This is a genomic window from Mesorhizobium sp. M2A.F.Ca.ET.067.02.1.1, assembly GCF_004023285.1.
GTDB lineage: Bacteria > Pseudomonadota > Alphaproteobacteria > Rhizobiales > Rhizobiaceae > Mesorhizobium.
On sequence record NZ_RZSB01000919.1, the window covers coordinates 1 to 2,084 of the forward strand.

The 2,084-nt window shown below is 64.5% G+C and carries 3 protein-coding genes; 1 reads left to right on the forward strand and 2 read right to left on the reverse strand.

Annotated elements, in window-relative coordinates; all coding sequences use genetic code 11:
* The coding region (locus tag EOA28_RS33670) for a chloride channel protein (protein ID WP_148671031.1) at positions 1-734 on the reverse strand (734 nt) is incomplete at its 3' end.
* A 354-nt stretch (positions 735-1,088) separates the two neighbouring features.
* Complete coding sequence (locus tag EOA28_RS33675; RefSeq protein WP_128315743.1) at positions 1,089-1,388, reverse strand: putative quinol monooxygenase; 300 nt, start codon at positions 1,386-1,388, stop codon at positions 1,089-1,091.
* Positions 1,389-1,509: 121 nt separating this feature from the next.
* On the opposite strand from EOA28_RS33675, the gene EOA28_RS33680 reads away from it, so the two are divergent.
* Positions 1,510-2,084: FHIPEP family type III secretion protein (locus tag EOA28_RS33680; RefSeq protein ID WP_189342347.1), on the forward strand; the 575-nt coding region annotated here is incomplete at its 3' end.

Below are 2,084 nucleotides of genomic sequence, written 5' to 3' on the forward strand. Positions count from 1 at the left end.
CTGGCGGTCAAATTCGGCAGGCCCGACAATTCCAGCGGAAACGGCACGCCGCCGAACATTGCCGCCGTCAGCGACGCCGAGATCGCCGCCGTCATCACCGGCGCCACATTGGCGACCGAGTAGATGCCGATGACCAGCTCGAAACCGTAGAAGGCGCCGGTCAGCGGCGCATCGAAAGCGGCGGCGATGGCGCCGGCCGCGCCGCAGCCGACCAGGATGCGCACATCGTTGCGGCGCAGCCGGAAGGCGCGGGCAAGCCTGGAAGCGATACCGGAGCCGATCTGCGTGTAGCCGGCTTCCAATCCAACCGAGGCGCCGAAGCCGGAGGAAATCATCGTCTGCGCCACGATGATGAACGTGTCGGTGAGCGACATGCGCCCGCCATAGAGCGCGTTCGCCTCGATCGGGTCGACCGGCGTGCGGAACTTGCGCTTTCTGAGCCAAATGACGGAAAGCCCGAGCAGCAGGCCGCCGATCGCCGGGAACATCGCCTGCACCGGATCGGCGAGCGAGAACATCGCCGAAAGCCGGCCGCCCGGCTGCACGTCGAACAGCAGATAGTGCATGCCTTGCACCAGCGCGCTCATGCCGGTGACCAGCGCGCCCGCGATGGCGCCGACCATGCCGGCCATCAGCACGATGACGATGCCGCGCGCCTCGAGCACGGGGATCGAGCTGATCAGCACCGCGCGAAGCCGGCGGGCGAAGACTTGTGGGTCGTTTCTGGCAGGCAACGGAACGGCTCGCCGGTATGCGAAAGAAAAGACTGCCGTGCCTGATACGCGCGGCGGCTTTGCGTGGCAATCGCAATGCCGACCGCATGTGGCGCCAATTTGGCGTTGCGCGAATTAGCGTTAAGAAGGCTTCCGCCGCGACAAAGGCAATAGATTTAATCAGCTGCCGGGATGGTCAGCGGGCCGCCGTTGTCCTCCGCGACCAAGATCGCCAGCAGCTCGGCCGGCTCGGCCGCGCCGGCGTTCTCGGCGAAGGCGTGGATCGCGCCCGGCGCTTCGAACCAGGTCTGGCCCTGAGTGTAGGTAACCGCCAGACTGCCCTCCTACGCGACCTTAGCCAGAAAGCCGAGGCTCTCAAGTCGGCGCGCCGCCATCCGTCTCGAAAAGCGTAAGCTTGCGGTCGCCGATGCCGAGCTCAGCCCAGCTCGCGCGCCACTCGGCGATATGCGCCGATTTGAAATGCGCTTCGAGCGCGGCGCGGTCGCTCCAGGCTTCCGAAACATGGATGAGCCCGGCATCCAGCACATCCTGCGCATAGGAATAGTGGAGGCAGCCCGGCTCGGCGCGGCTCGCCAGGATCATTCGCTGCATCGCCGGATTTGCCTGTTCGAACCTTTCGGCCGGCAGTCGAACCGTGCCGGTGATCAGAAGCATTTGCCATCCTTTCGCAAGACCGTGGCAAGGTCCCGTAGCCGCTGTCCCACCTTCGCGCAAGCTTGGAGGGTTACGGTCAAGGGCCTGACCTGTGCGTGGCGGGTCTTGATTTGGGGACGACATGGCGATCAGCGAAACACTCCCGTCCGGCGTGGTGGCGAAGAACGGCCGCGACGTCTTCTTCGCGCTGGGCATCGTCGTCATCCTGGCCGTGCTGTTCCTGCCGATCCCGGCTTTCCTCATCGATATCGGCCTCGCTTTCTCGATCGCGCTGTCCGTTCTGATCCTGATGGTGGCGCTGTGGATCCAGCGCCCGCTTGACTTCTCGTCCTTCCCGACCGTGCTGCTGATTGCCACGATGCTCAGGCTATCGCTCAACATCGCCACCACGCGCATGATCCTGTCGCACGGCAATGAGGGCACGCATGCCGCGGGCTATGTCATTTCCGGCTTCTCCAAGCTGGTGATGTCGAGCGACTTCGTCATCGGCCTCATCGTCTTCATGATCCTGATCGTGGTGAACTTCATCGTCATCACCAAGGGCGCCACCCGTATCGCCGAGGTCGGCGCGCGCTTCACCCTCGACGCCATCCCCGGCAAGCAGATGTCGATCGACGCCGATCTCTCCGCCGGCATGATCGACGAGAAGACGGCGCAGCTGCGCCGCCGCGAGCTGGAGGAAGAATCCTCCTTCTT

What these genes read in the sequence shown, in the direction of transcription:
- EOA28_RS33675 (WP_128315743.1), bottom strand. Translation starts at nt 1,388, where the DNA reads ATGCTTCTGATCACCGGCACGGTTCGACTGCCGGCCGAAAGGTTCGAA.